Genomic DNA, 18440 nt, shown 5'->3' with positions numbered 1-18440 from the left:
GCCTCACCGGCGTCGGCCCGGCTACGCCTCAGCCCCGTCCTCGGTGGCGGGCACCGACGGGTCGGAGCCCGTGTAGAAGCGGGCATCGCGGTAGTGGGGGTGCAGCAGGTTCTCCGGGCTCAGCAGCTCATCCAGCGTCCGCTCGTCCAACAGCCCCATCTCGAGGACCACCTCGCGCACGTCACGACCGCTGCGGGCGCACTCGCGCCCCACGAGGTCGCCGTTGTGGTGGCCGATGACCTCATTGAGGTAGGTGACGATCCCGATGGAGGACAGCACGTGGTCGCGGCAGACCTCCTCATTGGCCTCGATCCCGATGACGCACAGCTCGCGCAGTGTGCGCATGGCGTTGGTCAGCAGCCGGATGGACTCCAGGCTCGTCTGCCCGATGACGGGCTCCATGACGTTGAGCTGGAGCTGGCCGGCCTCGGCGGCGAAGGTGAGGGCGACGTCGTTGCCCATGACCTTGAAACACACCTGGTTGACGACCTCGGGGATGACCGGGTTGACCTTGGCCGGCATGATCGAGGAGCCCGCCGCCCGCTCGGGCAGGCGGATCTCGCCGAGCCCCGCGCGCGGGCCAGAGGACAGCAGGCGCAGGTCGTTGCAGATCTTGGAGAGCTTGACGGCCAGGCGCTTGATCGCGGCGTGCATGGACACGTAGGCACCCGTGTCGCTCGTGGCCTCCATGAGGTTGGCGGCGCCCTGCACGGGCAGATCGGTGATCTGCTGCAGGTGACGTACCGCCGTCTGCTGGTAGGAGGGAGGGGTGTTGAGCCCGGTGCCGATCGCCGTGGCCCCGAGGTTGACCTCCAGCAGCAACGCCGAGTTGTTGCGCAGGCGCAGCACCTCCTCCCCCAGCAGGACGCTGAAGGCCTCGAACTCCTGACCCAGGCTCATGGGCACGGCGTCCTGGAGCTGGGTGCGGCCCATCTTGAGCACGTTCTTGAACTGCAGGCCCTTGGAGTGGAAGGCGTCAATGAGCCGCTCGAGCTCGGCGACCATCTCCTCGACGCGCGCGTAGAGCCCCAGCCTGAAGCCGGTGGGGTAGGCGTCGTTGGTGGACTGTGACTTGTTGACGTGGTCGTTGGGGTTGACGACGTCGTAGCGGCCCTTGGCATAGCCCATGTGCTCGAGGGCGAGGTTGGCGATGACCTCGTTGGTGTTCATGTTGACGCTGGTGCCGGCGCCGCCCTGGAACACGTCGACGGGGAACTGGTCCATGCAGCGCCCGTCCTCAAGCACCTGGTCGCAGGCCCACACGATCGCCTCGGCGATCTCGTCGCTGAGGGTGCCGAGCTCCTGGTTGGCCAGTGCCGCGGCCTTCTTGACCTGGACCATGCCGCGCACGAAGGCGGGCTCCTCACCGACCGTGTTGCCGGAGATCTGGTAGTTCTCGCAGGCGCGTAGCGTGTGGATCCCCCAGTAGGCCTCCAGCGGGACGTCCCGCTTACCAAGCAGGTCCTCCTCGGTACGAGTGGCCTGAGACATCATCGTCCCTCCTGACCGCGCCTGTGGCGCGTGTGATCAACTCGGCGCTGCTCGTGCAGCGGCGGCACGGCAAGCCTAGCCGGATCCGGCCATCCGCGAGCAGTTGTCGCATTCCTACAAGGCCACCGCTTACGATGACGGTATGAACGAGTTGAGCCAGCCCGCGGTGGCGGCGCTGCGCCGGGCCCAGGACACGATCATTGAGCACTGCATCGACCGCATCAGCTCCGCCCACTCCTGGTACCGCACCCTGCCGGAGGCCCCGCGCCGCCAGATCGAGAAGGTCGCGCGCCTGGGCGTGACGATGTTCGTCGACATGGTGGACAACCCGACGACCGCCGTCGCCCCCTCCCGCATCTTCTCTGTCGCCCCCGCCGCCCTGACGGGCACGATCACGCTGGAGCAGACGCTCTCGCTCGTGCGCAGCGTGCTCGACGTCGTCGTCGAGGAGGCGCCACAGGCCGTGCCCGAGGACATGCGCGACCGGGTGACGATCCTCGTGCTCACCTTCGGGCGCGACGTCGGCTTCGCCGCCGCGGAGGTCTACGCGCGCGTGGCCGAGGCCCGCGGCGCCTGGGACGCGCGCCTGGAGTCGGTGGCGGTGGACGCCATGCTCCACGACTCCCCCGAGGACGCCACCACCCGTGCCGGTTCCGCCGGGTGGTCCGGGTCCGGGCCCGTCGTCGCCATCGCAGCCGAGGCGGTGCTCGATGCGCTGGCGGTCTCGCGCCTGCGCCGCCACTGCCGTCAGGTGGCCGCTGACTGCCTCGTGTCCGTGCGGAGCGGCTCCGTCATCATCATCCTCGGAGGATCGCTCTCCTCCCAGGCCCCCGGGGAGACGCCCGAGCGGGCCCTCGACCGTGTCGCCGGCCAGGTGGCCGAGCGCCTGGACGGCCCGGCCGTCATCGGTCCGGTCGTGGCGGGCGTGGCTCAGGCGGGGCGCTCGCTGCGCTCGGCGCTGGCCGGACTGCATGCCCGGGCGGGCTGGGCCCAGGCCCCCAACCCGGTTCACGCCGACGACCTCCTGCCCGAGCGGCTGCTCAACGGCGACAAGCTCGCCATCGAGCAGATCTCTGCCCTCGTTGCCGCTCCCCTGCACGCGATGGGCGAGCCCTTCGAGGAGACGGTCGCGACCTACCTCGCCCTGGGCCGCAGCCTTGAGGCGACGGCGAGGACCCTGTTCGTGCACGCCAACACGGTGCGCTACCGCCTGGGTCGGGTCACCGAGCACATCGGGTGGGACGCCACCGATGCCCGCGACGGCTTCATACTCCATATGGCGGTCATCGTCGCCCGGCTTGCGGCTGAGCGGGAGGACTGAGGGTGCGCGCCATCCTGTGCCCGGGTCAGGGCTCACGGCCCACGGCGCTGCTGCCCGACGTTGAGGACGGTGCCCCGCAGCAGGAGAGCGTCGGCTCGTCCCCGGTCCCCAAGGCCGTCCGGCGCCTCGTGCGCGAGGCGTCCGCCGTCTGCGGCCTGGACCTGCCGAAGCTGGTGAGACAGTCTGTTGAGAATCCCGACGGCGAGCCGCTCGGTACGCATGTGGCCCAACCGCTCACGGTCCTTATCTCGCTGCTCAGCGCCCTGCGCGTCGGCTTGCTCGGCCCGGCCGAGGGCGAGCGGGCGGCCCTTGACGGCCCGCAGCCGGGCACCGTCGTCGCAGGCCACTCACTGGGCTCCGTCACCGCGCTGGCCCTCGCGGGCGCACTCAGTCCCCTTGAGGCGGTGCGGCTGGCGGCGGTGCGAGGCCGGGCGATGGCCTCGTGCTGCACGGCCGATGACGGCACCCGCCTGGGAGGGATGAGCGCTGTCGTCGGCGGCGAGCGCGAGGACGTGCTCGCACAGATCCACGCGGCGGGGCTGACCGTGGCCAATGTCAACGGCGCCACGCAGGTCGTGGCCTCCGGGACCTTCGAGGCCCTGGCCCGGCTGAGTGCTCCCACCGGGGCCCGGCTCGTGCCCCTCGACGTCGCCGGCCCCTTCCACTGCCCGTTGCTGGCGGGGGCGGCCCCTGCGTTGGAGCAGGCAGTCCGCTGCCTGCCCGACCGGCCACTGCTGCGCCCCGTGGTCGATGACGCGACCGGTGAGCTCCACCCGGTCGGCACGTCCTCGCGCGTGCTTCTCGAGGCGCTGGCGGGCAAGCTGACGGCACCGGTGCGCTGGGACCTGGTCCAGGAGCGCCTGGTCGCCCTGGGCACCGACGAGGCCGTGGTGCTGGCTCCCGCTCAGGTCCTGGCGGGCCTGGCCCGGCGCGGCCTGCCGGGCGTCAGGCTCACCCGCCTGAGCTGAGCCCGTCGCTGGTCACGCGCACCACCACCGATGAGGGACAATCGTCCCGGACCGGGCTCACCGCCCGACACGCCGGGCCCGGGCACGGCGACCAGCCGCTGCCGGGCCCGCGCGGACCCGTACCACCCGAAGGAGACACCATGGCCGATGAGACCAGTACCGACGTCCTCGCCGCCGTCCTTGAAATCACCGCGGAGGAGGCCGGGGTGGACGTGAGCGAGGTGAGCGAGACCTCCCGCTTCGCCGACGACCTCGACATCGACTCGCTGGGCCTGCTCACGATCGCCACCCAGGTGGAGGAGCGTTTCGGCGTCGCGCTGGACGACTCCCTCATCCCGACGCTGCCGACGGTGGGCTCCCTCGTCGAGCTCGTGACCTCCCAGAAGGGCTGAGGTCCGCGTGCTCGACGCCGCCTCGCTTGCGCCGCGCACCGCGGTTGTCACGGGCCTGGGGACCACGAACCCGCTGGCGGGTGACGTCGCCGGGACCTGGCAGGCGCTGCACACCTCTCGTACGGCCGTGTGCGCCCTTGACGAGGACTGGGCCGAGGCGCTCGACCTGCCCGTGAGGATCGCCGCGCCGCTCGCCGTCGACCCGTCGGTGCTGCTCACGCCGCGTGAGCTGCGCCGTGTGGACCGTGCCAGCCAGTGTGCGCTGTTGGCGGCCCGTGAGGCCTGGGCCCAGGCCGGCGGGGAGGCCCTGGCCGCCCGGGTGCCCGGTGAGCGTCTGGCGGTGTCGCTCTCCCCCGGCATGGGCCCGGTGCTCTCCGTCATGGCGGCCTGGGACACCCTGAGGGAACGGGGCCCCAGGCGGGTCCTGCCGACGGCGGTGCCCGCGCTCATGCCCAACGCCCCCGCAGCCACGGTCGGCATTGAGCTGGGGGCCCGGGCCGGTATCCACGCACCTGTCTCGGCCTGTGCCTCGGGGGCGGAGGCCATCGCCTACGCGGCTGACCTCATCGCCCTTGGCCGGGCCGACGTCGTCGTCGCCGGCGGCACGGACGCGGCCCTGCACCCGATGACGGTGGCGGCCTTCGCAGCAATGAGGGCCCTGTCCACGCGGAACGAGGATCCGACGACGGCCTCACGGCCCTTCGCCCCGGACCGCGACGGCTTTGTCCTGGGTGAGGGTGCGGGGGTGCTCGTCCTGGAGGCCGCCGAGCACGCGGCGGCGCGCGGCGCCACGGTGCTGGCGGTGCTGGCGGGCACCGCGGTGACGGCGGACGCTTACGACGTCGCTCGGCCCGAGCCCAGCGGCGCCGAGCAGGAGCGGGCCCTGCGCCTGGCCCTGGAGCGCGGTGGGATCGACCCGGCCGAGGTGGGGCACGTCAACGCCCACGCGACCTCGACGCCGGCCGGTGACGTGGTCGAAGCGCGGGTCCTTGCCCGCACGGTCCCGGCGGCCGCGGTCTCAGCCACGAAGTCCTCCACCGGACACCTGCTGGGCGGCGCGGGCGGTCTTGAGGCGGTGCTCGCCGTCATGGCGCTCGTGGAGGGGTGGCTGCCGCCGACGCTGCTGCCGGGCGGGATTGACGCGGAGGTCTCAGCGACGGGTCTGGACGTCGTGGGCCCCGAGGGGCGCGAGGCGCCCGGGCTGCGGGTGGCGGTGAGTACGTCCTTCGGCTTTGGCGGGCACGACGTGGCTCTGGCCTTCACGGCCTGAGACAGCGAGGCTGCGAGGAGGCTCAGCCGACCCGGTGGAGCCAGCGCACGGGGGCTCCCGCCCCGGCGTAGCGGAAGGGCTCGAGCTCGTCGTCCCAGGCCTGGCCGAGGGCGAGGTCGAGCTCGCGTCGCATGACTGCGGGCTCGTCGGCGTGCAGGAGCGCGGCCCGCACCCGGTCCTCGGGGATGACGACGTTGCCGTGCGCGTCCGTCTGGGCGTGGAAGATGCCGAGGTCGGGCGTGTGGGACCAGCGTCCGCCGTCGGTGCCGGGCGAGGCCTCCTCAGTCACCTCGTAGCGCAGGTTCGCCCAGCCGCGCAGGGCGCTGGTCAGGCGCGCGCCGGTGCCGACCTGACCGACCCAACTGACCTCGGAGCGCATCATGCCGGGGGCCGCGGGCTGCTCGGTCCAGTCCAGGTGCACGCGGGCGCCCAGGGCCTCGGCGGCTGCCCACTCGATGTGCGGGCACAGCGCACGCGGCGCAGAGTGCACGAAAAGTACACCGCGGGTGTAAGCACCGTTCACGACGGATCGCCTCCTGTGGTTCGAGATTCGTCTTCCCCAACGTTCTCGAACCGAGCCCAGCGGCCCTCATGACGCACGCGGTGTGCGTCACCAGTATGACGCGGGCGGGCGCGCCGGTCCACCCGACGCGCCCGCCCCACGCAGTTGCACCACCTGGCGCAGGCGGCGCTGTTACCCCCTACAGCCTTCTGCCGGCCTTTACAGCCCCTTGGCCAGCAGGTCCTTCATCGCCTTGGCGCGGGTGCGCCGGTCGAGGCGGTCGAGGTAGAGGTGGCCGTCCAGGTGGTCACACTCGTGCTGGATGCAGCGCCCCATGAGCTCCTCCCCCTCGACGACGACCTCCTTGCCGTCCAGGTCGATGCCGACGGCGCGCGCGTACCAGGCCCGCTTGGTGGGGTACCACAGGTCCGGAACGGACAGGCAGCCCTCGTCACCGTCCTGGTACTCGTCGAAGTCGAGCTCCTGGATGCGGGGGTTGAGGACGTAGCCGATCTCGCCGTCGATGTTCCAGGAGAAGGCGCGCAGGCTGACGCCGATCTGGTTGGCGGCCAGGCCCGCACGGCCCTCGGCGTCGACGTTCTCGAGCAGGTCCTCGACGAGCTGCTTGACAGAGTCATCGATGTCGGTGATCCAGTCACACTCCGTGCGCAGGACAGGGTCGCCGATGATGCGGATGTCGCGATAAGCCATGGGCACATCCTCGCACGCGCGTGCCGGGCTCGTGACGGGGCGCCGGTAGCCTGCGGGTATGCCACTGCCCCGTCCGGCCCGGCTGCTGCGCCCGCGCAGGTCCCGTGCCACCGCCGTCCCACCGCAGTCTCTTGTGCGCACCCTCGACCGGGGTACGCGCGTGCTGGGGGCGGTGCCCGTCGACGCGCAGGGGGTCTGCTGGCTCGTGTCCACCCCGGCCGCACTCCTGACCCTCAGCGCCACGGGCAGCGCCGACGGCGCGGAGGGCACGACGGCGCCCCCACTGCCCGAGCGCCTGACCTGGGACCGCCTGAGCCGGGCGTCCTGGGACGCTGAGGAGCGCGTCATCACCCTCCGGCTGCTTGGAGAGGGTGCCGAGAGGCGGGTGCAGGTACCGGCGGTGCTGCGCTACGAGGTCGGCGCGGACGCCCGCGGCCCCCTGGAGGAGGTGCACGAGGTGGACGAGGTGCCCTTCCTGCGCTCCCTGCGCGAGCGGGTGGAGGCCATGATCGTTCACCACGTCTCGACCACCCTGCCCAGCGGGGTGCGGCTGACCGCCTCGGTGCGCAGGGCGCCCGACGGCGGGCTGTACACCGTCCTGGAGCCTGAGGCGCACTCGGAGGGCGTGGTGAGGTTCCCCGACGAGGTCGAGGCGCTCCTGCGCCGCGTCCACGACGGTGTGGGGCTGCCCACACGGAGCGATTCTCGCGGGATTCCACCATTCCCCTGAACGGGACCGATTCGACGCCTTCGGGCGCGGTTGCTAGAGTTCTACCCGCGCCTAGCGCCATTCCCGCGTAGCTCAATGGCAGAGCACTCGACTGTTAATCGAACGGTTGCTGGTTCGAGTCCAGCCGCGGGAGCCATTCGGAGGCCCGGTCGTGAGGACCGGGCCTCTGTCGTGTCCCCCGGATCGCCCGGCCGGGACCGCCCGGCCCAGACCTGTCGGCTCAGACGGGCCGACCCAGCTGGATGCGCCGGTTCTCCAGACCGATGATCTCCTCGAAGACCTCACGATAGCCCTCGTCCTCGGGCGACATGCGCCGCTGGCGCCCGCGCAGCTCAGTCAGGCGCCGGTTGACGCCCATGCGGGCCAGGGAGGTGATGACCTCCCGCGCGTAGCGCTCGACGGCAGTCTCGTCCACCACGCCGTTGGCGTCACGGCGCAGTGCCAGGGGCAGCTCGACAACGGCCAGCGCGGTCAGGGCGTTGTCCACCTCGGGGGCCGCCCCCAGGCGCACCTGCTCAACCCAGCGGCCAATGGCCCTGCGCTCGACGGCCTCGCGACCCGCCCCGCCCGCGGTCAGCGCCTGCACCTCCTGCTCGGCGCGGTCCACACCACCGGCAGCCTCAAGTGCCTCAAAGGCCGCACGGTGGAGCGGGTCAATGAAGGCCGCCGGCTCGATGGAATCTGCACCGACGCGTGAGGCGATGAGCGGCATCTGGACCATGACGGCCAGGACCTGCCGCTCGAGAGCCGTGACCTTGTCCTGGGCGGGCGTCAGGGCGGTACGCGCGACGGCCTCGTCGCCCTGGGACGCGAGAGCACCGCCGCTGCGGCGCTCGGCCGCCTGGACGGCGCCCAGGACCTCGCTCTCGGGCAGGGCGAGCCAGCCGGCGAGCCGGCGCGTGTACTCGCGGCGCAGCGCCCGGTCGCGGATACCGGCGACCACCGGGGCCGCGGTGCGCAGGCCGCGTACGCGTCCCTCGGCCGTCTCCAGGTCGAAGGAGGCCAACGAGGTGCGGATGACGAACTCGAAGAGCGGCTTGCGCCGCTCGAGCAGGCGCGGGATCCCGTCGGCACCCTCCTGCAGGCGCAGGTCGCAGGGGTCCAGGCCGTTGGGGTCGACGGCGACGAAGGTCTGGGCGGCGAAGTGCTGGTCCTCGCCGTAGGCGCGCAGGGCGGCCGTGCGTCCGGCGGCGTCGCCGTCGAAAGTAAAGACGACTTCACCGCCGCGCACTCGGTTGCCCATGAGGACCCCCGCCGAGGGGTCGGCCGCGTCGCCCAGCAGGCGTCGCACGATGCGCACGTGGTCCTCACCGAAGGCGGTGCCGCAGGTGGCGACGGCGCACTCGACGCCGGACAAGTGCGCGGCCATGACGTCCGTGTAGCCCTCGACGACGACGACGCGCCGGTCGCGGGCGATGCTCTTCTTGGCCAGGTCGAGGCCGTAGAGGACCTGGCTCTTGTGATAGATGGCGGTCTCGGGGGTGTTGAGGTACTTGGGGACGCTCGGGTCGTCGTCGGACAGGCGCCGACCGCCGAAGCCGACGGTGGCACCGGTGACGTCGCGGATGGGCCACATGACACGGTCGCGAAAGCGGTCGTAGACGCGGCGGCCGCCTCCGCCGCCCTGGCCGCACAGACCGGAGTCGACGAGCTCCTTCTCGGTGAAGCCCTTGGAGCGCAGGTGCTGGGCGAGGTTGTCCCAGCCGGGCGGGGCGTAACCGACCCCGAAGTGCGCCAGGGCGGCGGCGTCGAAGCCGCGCCCGAAGAGGAACCGGCCGGCGCCGGCGGCAGCCGGGTTGGAGGGGCTGAGCTGGGTGCGGAACCACTCCTCGGCGACGCGGTTGGCCTCGAGCAGGCGCTGGCGGGTACCGGGCTCGACGCCTCGCCGCACCTGGCCGCCGCCCTCCTCGTAGCGCAGCTGGACGCCGACGCGTCCGGCCAGGTACTCGACGGCTTCGGTGAAGCCAAGGTGGTTGATCTTCTGGACGAAGGCGATGACGTCGCCTCCCTCGCCACAACCGAAGCAGTGCCACAGGCCCAGCTGCGGGCGGACGTTGAAGGAGGGCGTGCGCTCGTCGTGGAAGGGGCACAGTCCCTTCATGGATCCGACACCGGCGCTTTTGAGGGTGACGTGCTCGCCGACAACATCCTCGATCTTGGCGCGCTCGCGCACGGCCTCGATGTCCTCGCGCTTGATGAGTCCCGCCATGGCCTCATCCTAGACGGGCGGATGAGGCTGCCGCCGTCGGGCCCTGAGGGCTGTGGATGGCGCTCAGACCTCGGAGAGCATTCCGCACAGGCGGGCGTGCCACTGGCGTGCGGAGGTGTCGGTCAGGGAGGCGATCTGGTCGACGACGGCGCGCAGCCGCCCGGCATCGTCACCGGCCTCGCGCCAGGCGTGGGCGAAGACGGGTTCGAGGTGGCGCTCGCCCGTCTCGATGAGCGCGTCGGCGAGGTCGAAGAGCTCGGTGCGCTGGCGCAGGTAGACGGGCTCATGCTCGCGTGGCGCCATGACGTAGCGCACAGCCGCGCCCTTGAGCACGAGGATCTCATCGGCCGTCTCCTCGGGGATGACGAGGTCGGCCTCGTAACGCGACAGAGGCCCGTCGCCAAAGACCTCGCGGGTGGCCGCGGCGACGTCGGAGACGAAACGGCCGATGAGCTGGCTCGTGAGGTTCTTCAACCCCACTGCGTCCCGGGGCGAGCCGGTGTAGCGGTGGATCCAGAAGCCGGAGGTGGTCAGGCGCTCCCAGGCCGCGCCCAGACGGTCAGCGCTGGTAACCGGCCCGTACCAGTCCAGTGTCGCGGCAACGATGGCCTCGGCGTCGGCAGTGACGGCGGCGGGGTCCATGCGCCCCAGGGCGATGGCGTCCTCGACGTCGTGGACGGAGTAGGCGACGTCGTCGGACAGGTCCATCACCTGTGCCTCGAGGCAGCGGCGGTGGGCGGGCGCGCCCTGACGCATCCAGGTGAAGACGGGCAGGTCGTCGTCGTAGCAGCCGTACTTGCGGGCGCTCTTGCCCTCGGGCCCACCGGGGCCGGCGCCCCGGGTCCAGGGGTACTTCGCGATGGCGTCGAGGCTGGCCCGGGTGAGGTTGAGGCCGACGCTGCGGCCCTCGGCGTCGAGGCTCTTGGGCTCGAGGCGGGTGACCAGCCTCATGGTCTGGGCGTTGCCCTCGAAACCGCCGATGGAAGCGGCAACGACGTCCAGTGCCCGCTCCCCGTTGTGCCCGTAGGGCGGGTGGCCCAGGTCGTGGGCGAGGCAGGCGGTGTCGACGACGTCGGGGTCGCAGCCCAGCGCCTGGCCGATCGCGCGGCCCACCTGGGCCACCTCGAGGGAGTGGGTCAGGCGGGTGCGCACGAAGTCGTCGCTGGAGGGTCCCAGCACCTGGGTCTTGGCACCCAGACGACGCAGCCCCGAGGAGTGCAGCACTCGGGCGCGGTCGCGCTCGAAGGGGGTGCGCTGAGGGTTCTTGGCGGGCTCGGGGACGTATCGCTCGACATCGTGGCCCCGATAGCCGATGAGGTCGCCGGTGTCCTCGCTGCGTGCCGGGTCGCCGTCGGTTCTTGACATGGGATAGAGCCTACGCAGGGGCACGCTACTATGACGGAGGGGTTCCCCCCGGGTGCTGGAAGGTGCTCGGTCCCGTCGGTGTCCGGACCCGGCGGCCGGGGAACCGGGCTGCGGGCTCCGGCCCGGACAGAAGGGAGCGGCTCGCGTGACGACCACGACGACTCTCGCGCACCGTGTGCAGAACGGTCCTCTCCAGTGGTGGCGCAAGGCCCTCGTGTACGAGATTGCCTCCCCCGAGCTCGGCGCTGAGGATCTGGCGCAGATGCACGGCGTGCTTGACCACGTGTGCTCCCTGGGCTTCACCACTGTCCTCATGCGCCCGAGCCTGGTTGATGTTCCCGCCGAGTCTGCGGCGGTCGAGGCCCTGGCACAGGCGGCGCACGAGCGCGGGCTGCATCTGCTGCTGCGCATCTCGGGGGCGCTGGGGCCGGTGACAGGACCGCACGCGGGTGAGGACCAGCGCATCGTCGTTGGTCGTGAGCGCAAGGGCGACGGCCTGCTCGAGCGGGCGGAGGCCTTCCTCGCGGCGGGCGCGGACGGGATCGACCTGGGCCTCATCATCCCCCCGGAGGTGACTGAGGCCACGGACCTGCTCCAGCTGACCGACTACCTCAACGTCCTGCACGGGCTGCTGGCCTCCTACGCGGAGGACGGGGTGCTGGGGGCGGACGTCTCCGCGGACTACCCCGAGACGTGGCGGCGCCACTTCCAGGAGGACTGGCTGCACCACCTGCGTGACGACGCGCTCATGCTCGTGCGCTGGGACGCGGGGTCCATGACGCGTCACCTCACCCGTTCCCTGGCCGAGCACGACCGTTTCGGTGCCCCGCCCGTGTGGCGCCACCTGCCCGGGCACATTCTTGGCACCGCCACGGACCCCGGGGACGGTCGGCGCTGGTTCACCCAGCCCGAGGAGCGTGAGCAGCGCAGCCTGGCGCTTCAGGCGCTGCTGCTGGCGCTGCCGGGGTCGGTGTACCTGCGGCAGGGTGATGAGGTCTCGTTGCCTGATGTGCTCAGGCCCGCCTCGCCCCGACAGGTCCAGGACCTTGTCAACGCGCACGCGGCCGCGCAGGGCGCCCAGTTCGATTCGCCGTTGGCGACGGTGCGCCACGCGACGTGGCTGCGTCAGGAGCGCCGTCTGGCCTCGGCCCCGCTCGCCTTTGTCACGGGCCTGGACTGGTGCGCCGAGGAGGTCTTCACGATGCTCGTGCGTGACGTGCTCGTGGTGGTCAACACGACAGCGGACCCGGTGCTCCTACCGGAGCACGCCGAGGTGCTGTTGTCCTCTCAGTGGCTCGGCCAGGCGGACAGCAGGGTCGTGGTGCCGCCGACGACGACGGTGTGGCTGCACGCTGCGACTGTCGCCTGAGCGCATGTTGCGGCCTTGTTGGCGGCACGCTGTTCACTGGCTTGCAGGTCTTGCACGGGGGCGTTACATTACTTGCACCGCCGGATGTCCCCTACTCTGATTCGAAGGAGAATCACAGTGTCCCTTAACCGCAGGTCCTTCCTGTCATTTACGGCCATCGCCGCCACCCTCTCCGCGGCTGCCGCCTGCTCTGGCGGCACCGACGCCCCCGAGACCGCCACGGCCGACTCGACCGAGGCCATGGCCTCCGACGACTCGGTCATGCGCGACCCCGACGCCGACCTCGTCATCTGGGCCGACGAGAAGAAGGCCAACTCCCTTCGGGAGGCCGCCATCACGTGGGGCAAGGCGCAGGGCATCACCGTGGCCGTTCAGGTCGTGGCCAACGAGCTCCAGTCGACCTTCATCACCGCCAACCAGGCAGGCAACGGCCCCGACGTCGTGCTGGGCGCTCACGACTGGATCGGTAACCTGGTCCAGAACAACTCCGTCTCCCCGGTCACGCTGTCCGAGGCGGCCAAGTCCAACATCGTCGAGGTCGGCATCAACGCCGTCACCTACGACGGCCAGATGTACGGTGTCCCCTACGCCGTAGAGACCCTGGCCCTGTTCGTCAACAAGGGCCTGACCTCCGTCACCGCCCCCACCACGATCGAGGAGCTCGTGGCCGCCGGCCAGGCCGCCGGTACCGAGGCCGTCCTGTCCCTGCCGGTCGGCGAGTCCGGCGACGCCTACCACATGCAGCCCCTCTACACCTCCGGCGGCGGCTACCTGTTCGGCAAGAACGCTGACGGCTCCCTCAACCCGCAGGACGTCGGCGTCGGCGCCGAGGGCTCCCTGGCGTCCGCTGCCAAGATCGGTGAGCTCGGCACCCAGGGCGTGCTCAGGACCTCCATCACCGGCGACAACGCGATCTCGCTGTTCACCGAGGGCAAGGCACCGTACCTGGTGTCCGGCCCCTGGGCCCTGGCCGACATCGTCAACGCCGGCATCGACTACACGGTCTCCCAGATCCCCGGCTTCGAGGGGCTGAACACGGCTCGTCCCTTCGCCGGTGTCAACGCCTTCTACGTCGCCTCGAAGGGCAAGAACGCCGCCTTCGCGCAGACCTTCGTCACCGACGTCGTCAAGGACACGACCATCACCCGTGCCATGTTCGACCTCAACCAGCTCCCGCCGGTCCAGAAGGACCTGACCGAGGAGCTCAAGGCGGACTACCCGGACATGGTTACCTTTGCCACCCTCGCCAGCGAGCACGCCGACCCGATGCCCTCCATCCCCGAGATGTCGGAGATCTGGGGCCCGCTGGGCAAGGCTGAGGCCAACATCGTGGGCGGGTCTGACCCCGCGACCACCATGACCAGCGCCGGCGACGAGATCAAGTCGGCCATCGCGGGCTGAGTCCCGCCCGGCTGGGGGCCGGCGCGTTTGGGCGTGCCGGCCCCCAGCCCCCTTCCACCTCAACCGAGCCGCACCAGTGGTCCGGTCTCTCCCACGTGCCCGTAACGGATACCCCCTCCCTGCCCATCGATGCCGCCGCGTGCCTGTGCCGACGGCATGGAAAGGAATAGACAATGTCGTCCGCCCTTACCAACGTGAGCGGCCCTACGGAGAGGACCTCGACGATTCGTTCGCTGCTCGGTCGCGTCCTCGTCCTCGGGGCCGCTCTGTCCGTGGCGATCTATCTCGTCCCCCTGCTCATCCAGTTCCAGATGTGGATGTGGCTCGCAGTCGTCGTCCTGGCCACCCTGGCGATCTTCGCCCTGTACTCCACCAAGCGGTTCGTCCCCGCCAAGTACGTCTTCCCGGGAACCTTCTTCCTGGCCGTCTTCCTCATCATCCCCATCGTGCTCACAGTGCAGACCGCCTTCACGAACTTCGGTGACGGCTTCCGCGGGACCAAGGAGGAGGCGATCACCGCGATCACCAACAACTCGGTCCAGCAGACGGCGGACTCCCCCATCTACAACCTCACCGTGGCCACCACCGGCAGCCCTGACGAGGGCCCCTACTCGCTGTTCCTCGTCAACCCGGAGACCAACGAGGTACTCTACGGGGCCGACGGGGAGACGGTGCGCAAGGCCAAGCCCGGCGACGTCACCGTCACGGACGGCTTCGTCACCGCCGCCGAGGGCTACAGCATCCTCACGCCCCAGGAAGTCAACAGCAACTACGAGGCGATCAGTGCCCTGACCCTGTCCGTCTCGGAGAACTCGGCCATCAAGGTCCAGGGCGTGCGCAACGCCTTCGAGGGCACCAAGACGATGGTCTACGACGAGGCCACCGACACCATCACCGACACGGCCACGGGCAACACCTACACCGTGCAGAAGATCGGCAAGTCCGAGTACTTCGTCGACGCCAACGGCAACCGGCTCGCCCAGTCCTGGCTGCAGAACGTCGGGCTGGCCAACTTCAAGGAGCTGTTCACCAACACGTCCCTGCTCAAGCAGCTCGGCGGCGCCTTCACGTGGACCCTCGTCTTCGCCGGCGGCTCGATGCTCCTGACCTTCCTGGTCGGCTACTTCCTGGCGCTGACCCTCAACGACGACCGGGTGCGCGGCAAGAAATTCTACCGCTCCTTCCTGCTGCTGCCCTACGCGGTGCCCGGCTTCATCTCCCTGCTCATCTGGTCGAACTTCTACAACCGGGACTTCGGCCTCATTAACAACGCCCTGCACCTGAGCATCAACTGGCTGGGCGACCCGACCTGGGCGAAGGTGGCCGTGCTGCTCACCAACACCTGGATGGGCTTCCCCTACATGTTCATCGTGTGCACCGGTGCCCTGCAGTCGATCTCCGGGGACCTCAAAGAGGCGGCCAGGATCGACGGTGCCAACGGCTGGCAGACCACCACGAGGATCACCACCCCGCTGCTGCTGGTCTCCGTCGCCCCGCTGCTGGTGAGCACCTTCGCCTTCAACTTCAACAACTTCAACGCCATCCAGCTGCTCACGCGTGGTGGCCCCTTCGGTGAGGGCGAGTACATCCGCGGTGGCACGGACATCCTCATCTCCGTGGTCTACCGCATCGCCTTCGGCGGCAGCGGCGCCGACTACGGCTTCGCCTCAGCGGTCTCCGTCATCCTGTTCGTCATCACCGGCGCGCTCGCCGCCATCCAGTTCCGGGCGACGCGTGCGCTCGAGGACGTCAACTGAGGCCCGGAAGGAAGTACGACCATGACTACTACTCAGAACACGACCGGGCACCCGTCGTCCGCCGTGACGAAGGCCGACAAGCCCATTCAGAACCACATGTCCTTCGGACGGTGGTTCGCGGAGATCGGCTGGCGCCACCTGGTGGGTGTCATTGCCCTGGTCTTCGCTGCCTTCCCGGTGCTGTACGTCATCAGCGCCTCGCTCAACCCCGTGGGCACCGTCGCCTCGACGAGCCTCATCCCCACGCGGATCTCCCTGGTGCACTACGAGACCCTGCTGTCGGGGGCCAAGGGCCCCTTCGTCCGCTGGTACATCAACACCCTCGTGGTGTGTGCTGTCGTGGCGGCCGTGCAGATCTTCCTGTCGGTGCTTGCCGCCTACGCCTTCAGCCGCTTCCGCTTCAAGGGCCGTCGCGGCGGCCTGCTGAGCCTGCTGCTCATCATGATGTTCCCGGCGACCCTGTCGATGATCGCCATCTACAACATGATCTCCGACATCGGCTCGATCATCCCAGCCATCGGGCTCAACACCCTCACCGGCTACTGCCTGGCCCTCATGGGTGGGGCGCTGGGCCAGGTGTGGCTCATTAAAGGAACCTTCGACACCATCCCGAAGTCCCTGGACGAGGCCGCCATCCTCGACGGCTGCACCCACTGGCAGGTCTTCTCCAAGATCCTGCTGCCCTCGCTCAAGCCGATCCTGGCCACGACCTTCCTGCTGGCCTTCGTCGGCATCATCTCCGAGTTCCTCTTGGGTTCGATCTTCCTGACCGATGACTCCAAGAAGACTCTCGCCGTGGGCCTGTACGGCATGCTCTCGGGCGACCGCTCCAACAACCTGGGCGTGTTCGCCGCCGGTGCCGTCATGACGATGATCCCGGTCATCGCCCTGTTCCAGTACCTGCAGAAGTACATTGTCGGCGGCGCCACCGCCGGTGCCGTCAAGGGCTGAGCCCTCGTGGCCAGCAGGCTCGGCCAGGCACGTCCCGGCGCCGTTCCCTCGGGAGCGGTGGTCGGATCGTGCCTGGCCGAGCCGCATCATGACACCGGCCCCTCCTACCTGGTGGGCCATCGGGTACCCGGTGCCGTACTCACCGCCCGCCTGTGGGTCCCGGCAGGGATGGCGCCCGAGCAGGTGGTCCTGCGTCAGGTCGTCGACGGCGAGCCCGCCATCACCCTCATGAAGAGGGTCTCCCATCATGAGGACGGTTCCTGGTGGCACGGCCCGGTCCGCCTGGTCAACCCGCTCAACCGCTATCGCTTCCTGCTGCTCGAGCCCGGGGCGGACGAACCCTACCTGTGGCTCACAGCCGCAGGCACGGTGAACCACGATCCCGCCGACGCCACCGACTTCTCCGTCCTGTCTGAGGACACCGGCCCCGACTGGGTGCTCGATGCCGTGATGTACCAGGTCTTCCCCGACCGCTTCGCCCGGCACACCGACCCCAGCACACGTCAGGCTCCTGCCTGGGCAGTGCCCCACAACTGGCTCGACGAGCCACCCGTCGCAGGCGACGCGACCGCCGCCGCCTGGTACGGCGGTGACCTGGACGGTGTCATCGACCACCTCGACTACCTCCAGGGTCTCGGCGTCAACACCGTCTACCTCACCCCCATCTTCCAGGCCCGCTCCGTGCACCGCTACGACTCGGTGACCTTCGAGCACGTCGACCCCCTGCTGGGCGGCGATGAGGCGCTGGAACGTCTATCCCGTGCCCTGCACGAGCGCGGCATGCGCCTGCTGCTGGACCTGACCACCAACCACACCGGTGACGCCCACGAGTGGTTCCGCAGCGCCGTGGCCGATCCGCACTCCCCCGAGGCCTCCTTCTACGCCTTTCGCAAGCACCCCGACGACTACGCCGCATGGCTGGATGTGCCCAGCCTGCCCAAGCTCGACCACCGCTCCTCGCTGCTGCGCGACCGGCTCCTGCGTGGCCCGGGCTCCGTCACCGCGCGCTGGCTCACCGAGCCTGTCAACGCCGACGGCTGGCGCACCGACGTGGCCAACATGACAGGCCGCTTCGGGCAGGTCGACCTCAACCACCAGGTGGCGGCGGACATGCGCGCCACCATGGCCGAGGTCGAGGCGAGCACAGGGCGCCCGCTGTGGCTGGTCGCCGAGCACGGACACGACGCCAGCCGTGACCTGGAGGGCACCGGCTGGCACGGCACCATGAGTTACGCCGGCTTCACCCGCCCCCTGTGGTCCTGGCTGTCCGACCCCGACCCTGCCGACGCCCTGACCTGGCTCGGCATCCCCACCGCCATCCCCCACCGGCCCGGCAGCGCGGTGGTGCGTGGAGTGCGCTCCTACCACGCACATATGCCCGCCACCTCGGTGGCCCGCTCCATGAACCTGCTGTCCTCGCACGACACCCCGCGTACGCGCACCGTCGTCGGCTCCCGCGACGCCCACCTGGTGGCCGCCACGGCCCTGTTCACCGCCCCGGGGGTGCCCACCGTCTTCGCCGGGGACGAGCTGGGGGCCACCGGGCGCACCGGTGAGCACTCGCGCACCACCATCCCGTGGGCACTGGCACCCGACGGAACCCAGCACCACACGGAGCTGGCGGACCACGGCTCGTGGGGACCGGTGGACCGCGCCGTCCTGGAGCGCTACCAGCAGCTCTCCGCCCTGCGCCGTGCGCTGCCCGCCCTGCGCCGGGGCGGCCTGCGCTGGGTCCACGCCGGTGACGACGTCGTCGCCTGGGTGCGCACCCACCCGGCCGGAGATGTCCTCGTCGTCCTGGCCCGTGGTGCCGCAGCGCCTCTGCGCCTGCCGCTGGCCACGCTGCACGCCTGCGGCACAACCGCGCAGACATGCTTCGACGACATCGAGATCGTCTACGGTGAAGCCGGTACTCTCAACCTGTCCGTCCTAGGCCCCGGCTCCGCAATCATTGCACTCACGCCGGCCGTGCCAGAACGCGGCCCTATTCACTGAGAAGGGAG

At 70.3% G+C, this 18440-nt stretch carries 15 protein-coding genes and 1 tRNA gene; 11 read left to right on the top strand and 5 right to left on the bottom strand.

Features of this window, described 5'->3' with window-relative positions:
• Nucleotides 1-21 precede the first annotated feature (21 nt).
• On the bottom strand, nucleotides 22-1491 hold the full coding sequence (gene aspA, locus ID810_RS05590) for an aspartate ammonia-lyase (RefSeq protein WP_166858719.1): 1470 nt from the start codon (nucleotides 1489-1491) through the stop codon (nucleotides 22-24).
• 142 nt (nucleotides 1492-1633) lie between these two features.
• Between aspA and ID810_RS05585 the strand changes: the two genes are divergently transcribed.
• The 4 genes from ID810_RS05585 to ID810_RS05570 all read left to right on the top strand — a co-directional run bounded on the left by ID810_RS05585 (nucleotide 1634) and on the right by ID810_RS05570 (nucleotide 5442).
• Complete coding sequence (locus ID810_RS05585) at nucleotides 1634-2812, top strand: PucR family transcriptional regulator (RefSeq protein ID WP_166858684.1); 1179 nt, start codon at nucleotides 1634-1636, stop codon at nucleotides 2810-2812.
• Between the two features lie 2 nt (nucleotides 2813-2814).
• Nucleotides 2815-3780, top strand: a complete 966-nt coding sequence (locus tag ID810_RS05580; RefSeq protein WP_166858686.1) for an ACP S-malonyltransferase — start codon at nucleotides 2815-2817, stop codon at nucleotides 3778-3780.
• Nucleotides 3781-3920: 140 nt separating this feature from the next.
• Nucleotides 3921-4172 (top strand): acyl carrier protein, encoded by a 252-nt coding sequence (locus tag ID810_RS05575; protein WP_166858688.1) that lies wholly within the window; start codon nucleotides 3921-3923, stop codon nucleotides 4170-4172.
• Between the two features lie 7 nt (nucleotides 4173-4179).
• Nucleotides 4180-5442: a beta-ketoacyl-[acyl-carrier-protein] synthase family protein gene (locus tag ID810_RS05570; RefSeq protein WP_166858690.1), complete on the top strand. Its 1263-nt coding sequence runs from the start codon at nucleotides 4180-4182 to the stop codon at nucleotides 5440-5442.
• Nucleotides 5443-5464: 22 nt separating this feature from the next.
• Here ID810_RS05570 and ID810_RS05565 read toward each other — a convergent pair whose 3' ends face one another.
• Both ID810_RS05565 and ID810_RS05560 read right to left on the bottom strand, forming a co-directional pair.
• Nucleotides 5465-5965 (bottom strand): DUF3145 domain-containing protein, encoded by a 501-nt coding sequence (locus ID810_RS05565; protein WP_166858692.1) that lies wholly within the window; start codon nucleotides 5963-5965, stop codon nucleotides 5465-5467.
• A 198-nt stretch (nucleotides 5966-6163) separates the two neighbouring features.
• Nucleotides 6164-6655 carry a peptide deformylase gene (locus tag ID810_RS05560; protein WP_166858694.1) on the bottom strand — a complete coding sequence of 164 codons (492 nt, stop codon included), beginning with the start codon at nucleotides 6653-6655 and terminating at the stop codon, nucleotides 6164-6166.
• A gap of 58 nt (nucleotides 6656-6713) precedes the next feature.
• Here ID810_RS05560 and ID810_RS05555 point away from each other — a divergent pair, with 58 nt between their 5' ends.
• Nucleotides 6714-7385, top strand: a complete 672-nt coding sequence (locus ID810_RS05555) for a hypothetical protein (RefSeq protein WP_166858696.1) — start codon at nucleotides 6714-6716, stop codon at nucleotides 7383-7385.
• Nucleotides 7386-7446: 61 nt separating this feature from the next.
• Nucleotides 7447-7521: transfer RNA gene (locus ID810_RS05550), tRNA-Asn, on the top strand.
• A gap of 84 nt (nucleotides 7522-7605) precedes the next feature.
• Here ID810_RS05550 and dnaG read toward each other — a convergent pair.
• Together dnaG and ID810_RS05540 are read right to left on the bottom strand one after the other, a co-directional pair.
• On the bottom strand, nucleotides 7606-9594 hold the full coding sequence (gene dnaG / locus ID810_RS05545; protein ID WP_166858698.1) for a DNA primase: 1989 nt from the start codon (nucleotides 9592-9594) through the stop codon (nucleotides 7606-7608).
• Between the two features lie 63 nt (nucleotides 9595-9657).
• Nucleotides 9658-10959 (bottom strand): deoxyguanosinetriphosphate triphosphohydrolase, encoded by a 1302-nt coding sequence (locus ID810_RS05540; protein ID WP_166858700.1) that lies wholly within the window; start codon nucleotides 10957-10959, stop codon nucleotides 9658-9660.
• Nucleotides 10960-11104: 145 nt separating this feature from the next.
• On the opposite strand from ID810_RS05540, the gene ID810_RS05535 reads away from it, so the two are divergent.
• From ID810_RS05535 to ID810_RS05515, 5 genes are all read left to right on the top strand, one after another.
• A complete protein-coding gene (locus tag ID810_RS05535; RefSeq protein WP_166858702.1) occupies nucleotides 11105-12328 on the top strand; it encodes an alpha-amylase family protein in 1224 nt (407 codons plus the stop codon).
• 117 nt (nucleotides 12329-12445) lie between these two features.
• Entirely contained in the window at nucleotides 12446-13729 is a 1284-nt protein-coding gene (locus ID810_RS05530) for a sugar ABC transporter substrate-binding protein (protein WP_166858704.1), read from the top strand.
• A gap of 173 nt (nucleotides 13730-13902) precedes the next feature.
• Nucleotides 13903-15486, top strand: coding sequence for an ABC transporter permease subunit (locus ID810_RS05525; RefSeq protein WP_166858706.1), 1584 nt, complete (start codon nucleotides 13903-13905; stop codon nucleotides 15484-15486).
• Between the two features lie 21 nt (nucleotides 15487-15507).
• On the top strand, nucleotides 15508-16437 hold the full coding sequence (locus ID810_RS05520; RefSeq protein WP_166858708.1) for a sugar ABC transporter permease: 930 nt from the start codon (nucleotides 15508-15510) through the stop codon (nucleotides 16435-16437).
• Between the two features lie 6 nt (nucleotides 16438-16443).
• On the top strand, nucleotides 16444-18432 hold the full coding sequence (locus ID810_RS05515; protein WP_166858710.1) for a glycoside hydrolase family 13 protein: 1989 nt from the start codon (nucleotides 16444-16446) through the stop codon (nucleotides 18430-18432).
• The last annotated feature ends 8 nt before the right edge of the window (nucleotides 18433-18440 follow it).

This window comes from Actinomyces respiraculi (assembly GCF_014595995.2).
GTDB classification, from domain to species: domain Bacteria; phylum Actinomycetota; class Actinomycetes; order Actinomycetales; family Actinomycetaceae; genus Actinomyces; species Actinomyces respiraculi.
This window is presented reverse-complemented; position numbering and strand designations above follow the sequence as displayed.